At 34.2% G+C, this 5,530-nt stretch carries 3 protein-coding genes; all 3 read right to left on the bottom strand.

Annotated elements, in window-relative coordinates; translation table 11 throughout:
• Window positions 1-171 precede the first annotated feature (171 nt).
• On the bottom strand, window positions 172-1,800 hold the full coding sequence (locus P8I29_00095; protein MDG1916204.1) for a choice-of-anchor L domain-containing protein: 1,629 nt from the start codon (window positions 1,798-1,800) through the stop codon (window positions 172-174).
• Between the two features lie 243 nt (window positions 1,801-2,043).
• A complete protein-coding gene (locus tag P8I29_00100) occupies window positions 2,044-4,353 on the bottom strand; it encodes a choice-of-anchor L domain-containing protein (GenBank protein ID MDG1916205.1) in 2,310 nt (769 codons plus the stop codon).
• Window positions 4,354-4,397: 44 nt separating this feature from the next.
• Window positions 4,398-5,530 (bottom strand): T9SS type A sorting domain-containing protein (locus P8I29_00105; GenBank protein ID MDG1916206.1); only part of this gene is annotated, 1,133 nt, incomplete at its 5' end.

Raw genomic sequence — 5,530 nt, forward strand, 5'->3', positions numbered from 1 at the left:
CTCACCTTCAAATGCATTTACAGGATGAAAATAACCATTGAAACCAACACCTTTCCCACTAAAGACACCACCATCTGGCATTGCCTCCAACAGTACAGGTGGATCTACTGGACACAATACGGAATCAAATGACGTGATAAATTGGGGGAAAATAGGATCTTTATATCTAATTTAAGCAGTACCATTATTGGTTTGTGACTCACAATTAAATTTGTCAAAAAGTTTAACAGTGTAAAGAGCTGTATCTGTTACGTAAACTTGAAATTTTGAAGTTGTTAAACCATCAAATACTTGATTAAATGAGCCATTAAAAAGGTGCAAACTATAAGGAGGAGCATCTACTTCAGTGTGAACAGTTAATAGAGCGCTATCGCCCTCACATAGCTGTTGGCTACTTTCAATTAATGATGAAGATGAAGTTGAAGTGATATTTATAATATTTGAGGGCGAACCTATGCAATTGGCATCTTCAAGAGTTTTAATAGAATAATCTCCCATTGAATGAGCCGTAAAAGAGTAATTCATTATTTGAGAAGAGTCTAAATAATTATTTATTCCGTTAGAGTAGAGAAAATGAAAGGGTGCTTCACCAGTAAATTGAACATTAATTTCTGGTAAATTTTCAGTTTGACCCTCACAAATATTTCCTTCTCCTGTTAAATAAGCCGTTGGTCTATCAAGCTCCCTAACAATTATAGTATCTGTTGCAATACAACCCTTTGAATCTGTAACTTTTATACTATGTGTTCCAACCTTTACATTTATTGTTTCATTAGTCGATCCATTGCTCCATAGATAGGCAAATGGTGAATTATCGCTTTGAATGTGCTTAATATCTAAATCAATATAATCGAATTTACAAACGGATAAGTCTTGTCCCAAATCTATAGAAATAGGTATTTCCTCTATTTTAATAGTATCAGAAACAATCCCACAACCATCAATTATTACTTTAACAGCATAACTCCCAGCACCCACGTAAATCGATTGAGTAGTATCACCATTACTCCATAAAAAATTGTAGTCTACCCCAGACTCAATATTTGCCGTCAAATTGACTTTATCACCGCAAGGGATTTGCAAATAATTTGTATCTAAAGTTATTGAATTTGACACATTTAAACCAGCAGAAGAAAAACTATTTTCTTCTAAGAAAACATATGAAGCTAGCCCACTATCTGACCCATGCGCAATAGCTAAGCGAATATGATATGTTTCACCGCACTGAACAACTGCACTTGCTGTCATAACGGTTGTGAAACCATCAGCTGTGTTTACAGATTGTAAGGATTGATTATCAATATAAAATTGAGAGTTGTAGGCATTATTTATTGATGATATAGTAATTGGCAATATAACATTTAAAGAATTGGGTTCTTGACTAGAAAAAGTAGCTATATTAATACTACCATCTGGAAAATTAGCAGGGCTTGAAAAAGAACCTGAAATACCAGGACCCGAAAGAAAAAAGCCAAAAACATCGTTATACATAGAGTTTTCAAAAGCATTATACTCTTCTGATCCAAAAACATACCTAAAAGATATAGAATCACTTGAAGGAATAAAATCAAATTCAAGAATAGCTATATTATTTACAGAAGAAACTTGAAAGTTTTGACCGATTAAATCAGGAACACTATTGGCAATTGTCAATAAATCAGCATCCGTAACGCTTGGGTCTTGATTAACAAAATCGGAAGGCCCAACAAAACCCGGAGCAATAAATGAAACATCATTAGTGGACATTACAATACCTGAATTAAAACCTATATTGGATAATTCTCCATTAAAATAGGCGATTTTAAAGGGTGACCACTGTAATCATGATTTGAAGTTTGTAGATTGGCAGAAAGTAAAACGTCATTTACTAAAAAAATTACATCATCATACGGAGCAGAATAATTAACGGAAATCTGACAAAAAGCAAGTGAATTGCATAAAAAAATGCTTATTGTAAGTAAAAGATTATTCAATGGCTTAAGGATTAACTTAGTTAATGTACCAAACAAATCGTTCAATACATAGATGCAAAGTTAGAAAAAATTAATGTAACACATTAACTACTCCCATTCTATTAATAAACTGAGCATCTTTTCCATAAGCATTATAGGAGTAAGAATAAGCCCCTTCTGGAACAACAGCATTCTTATACTTGCCATCCCAAAAGTTGTTGATATCGTTAGTATAAAACATTAATTCACCCCATCTATTATAAATTGACATTTCAAAAGTTAATATATTAGTTCCTTTAACTACAAGAGATTCGTTTTCATCATCTCCATTTGGAGTAAAAGAATTGGGGATAAAAATCTGAAGGTCACAGCCTATTTCTACTGAAATAGAATCTGTTTCATTACAATTTTCTGGGAAGCTATAATATATCCAATTTGTTCCCATATTAGCTTTTACAGGCAAAAAATAATTATCTAAACCCATACCCTTACCTGTCCAAAGTCCGTTAGGTGTAAGAGTAGTTAATTGAAAAGCACTATCTACTGGACAAACGATAGAATCAAAATGAGAAGTGATTTCAGGATTCTTAAAATCTTTAAATGCAACAAGAGCAACACCTTCATTCTCTATCGACTGACATCCATTTGCGTCAATAACTTTGTTTACCACATATGAAGCTGGTTCTTTAACATAGGTTGTCATGTAATTATCCATTAAAGAACTAAAGTTAATTGAATAATTACCATTACTCAACAATATATTATAAGGTAATGCATCTGCTTCAACATCTATTCTAATAAGGGTACTATCACCGTCACACATTGTTTCTCCTCCAGTAATTAGTGATTTTGGCAATGTATTATAAGTAATTAAAGCAGATCCGGTAGAAGAGCCTAAACAGTTGTTATCCGTTAGTGATGTGATAGAATAATTACCTGTATAGGTAGCATTAATGGTGTGGTTTGAAAACATCGCTGTATCAATAAATTGCTGTTCTCCATTAGTATATGAAATATAAAAAGGTGCTTGACCTGTTAAATTAACATCAAGAGGTAAAACAAAAGGTTGCCCTTCACATATTGCTCCACCACCATTTAAATCAGCAGTAGGTCTATCAACTGAAAATACTGTTATTTCATCCTGACCGATACAACCGTTAGCGTCTGTAATAGTTAATGAGTAAGTACCTGCGGGAACTGATATTTCATCTATATCTTGACCAGAACTCCAAGAATAAGTTATGGGAGCTAATGCGTTTAATGATTGTATTTCAAGAACAGCATTTTCACCTTCACAAACTGATATATCATCTCCTAAATCAATTTCAACAGTATTTAGTTCATCGATATTGTAGGTGTCTGATAAAGTCACACAATTGATATCACTAGTCACTTCGACAGTGTATGAACCTTCTCCTACACTTACAGATTGTTCGGTAGAGCCATTACTCCACAAATATTGATAATCTCCTGGAACAGACATTTGAGCTGATAAAGTAACTTCAGTACCACAGGGTATTTCTATATTATTGGAGTTTTGACCTAAATTATTAAGAACTTCTAAGTATGGTGATGAAAAACTATTTTCTTCTAAGAAAACATAAGAAGATAGCCCACCATCTGAACCATCCGCAATAGCTAAGCGAATATGATAAGTTTCTCCACATTGTACTGCAGCTACGGCAGTTAGTGGAATTGTAAAGCCGTCAGCATCATCAACTGTTTCTAATCCCTGATTATTGATAAAATAATCCGGATTAACTGTTGCATTGACTGATGATATGGTTACTGGCAAGATTGTTCCAGCATCATCTTCAATTGTAGCAATGTTGATACTACCATTAGGAAAAGCAGCAGGACTTGCATAAGGACCAGTTATACCAGGGCCAGAAATGAAAAAGCCAAAAACGTCATTATACTGAGAATTCTCGAAAGCAAAATACTCTTGAGAACCAAAAACGTATCTAAAAGATACTGTATCACTACTAGGGACAAAATCAAATTCTAATACAGCAACATCATTAATATCTTGTACTATAAAATTTTGTCCAATCAATGCAGGGACGCTATTGGCAACATCCAATAAATCGGGGTCAGTAACTACAGGATCAACATTAATAAAATCTGCAAAACCTGTAAAAGTAGGATCAAGAATAGCAATGTCGCCAGTACTCATTACAATACCACTATTCAATCCTAAATTTGATGCAGAACCATCGAAAAAACCAATTTGAATAGAATCACCTTGATACTGATGATTAGAAGCTTCTACCCCATCACCTAGTAACACAGTATCAACTAAAAAAATTGGACTATCGTTTGGAACATCATTATCAACCGTTAATTGAGCCTGAACGGATAAAAATGAGAATACGAAAAATAATAAAAAATTAAACTTCATAATTAAACTTTAAATTGGTTAGGGTTAAGAAATGATTGAGTTATTTATTCAAACAATATCTTTTCCTTATAATTTTTTCCTTGTGATGAAATCATTATTATATAAAAACCTTTAGCAATATTATCTCTGTTGATTTTAATTTGTTTCTTAAATGTTTCATCCCTGATTACTCTACCTCTATAATCTACTAACTTGAAGTTGTAATCATCTGATACATCTCCTTGTGATGTCACTTCAACAATCAGATTATCCTTAACTGGATTAGGGTAAACTAACACTTCTAAACCATCTAATTCTGAAACACTTACTGTATTAGAATATGTGCTTTGATTACGGCCTTCACAATCATTGTTGTCAATAGCTACTAAAGTGTACTCTCCATCCTCAGTAGGTGTGAAAGTAGTTCCACTTGATTGGTAATTCCCAAAATACAACCATTCAAAAATGTAAGGCGGTGTACCTCCAGTTGCAGAAGCCGTAAATGGAACTTGGTTTGAATTAAAACTTGCGACAACGGCTGTTGGCTGATTTACCTCAACTTCGATCGATCCAGGGCAGTTATTTGCGTCAGTGATTAACACCTCGTAAGTATCTGCTGACAAAGACGTAGAATCTGCCCCCTGCCAATTTATAGAGTAAGGAGATACTCCTCCAGCTATAGATACCGTTGCACTGCCATCATCACTGCCATTACAAGTTACATCTTGTACGGTAGAATTTGCTGACAATACTAAAGGCTCAACAATCTCTATATCAAATTGACGCTCACAGTTGTTAGCATCCTCAAGAGTTAACGTATATATACCAGCACTTAAATCCATTAAATCTGTAGAACCTTCAACAGAGTTGCCCATATTTGACCAACTGTAAGAATAGGTAGGAAAACCACCACTTGCCTCAATACTGATTGAACCATTGTTGTCACCATTACAATTCACGGATTCAACCTCTTGAATTATGGATAACTGCGATGGCTGATAGATTGTTAATGTTTCAGAATTGGTATAACAGCTAGGCGACGATAAGGCACGAAGCTGAATGTCTCCAGCAGGTAAAACGGCACTTAAGCCACTAGCAAGTAGTTCTCCATTCACATACCATTCATAGGTAAAGGATGGGTTAGGATTTGATACTGAAAGAGTTGCTGCTGTATCACCATAACATAAAATATCATTTA

The sequence above is a fragment of the Flavobacteriales bacterium genome, from assembly GCA_029248105.1.
In the GTDB taxonomy this organism is placed as follows: Bacteria; Bacteroidota; Bacteroidia; order Flavobacteriales; family UBA7312; genus UBA8444.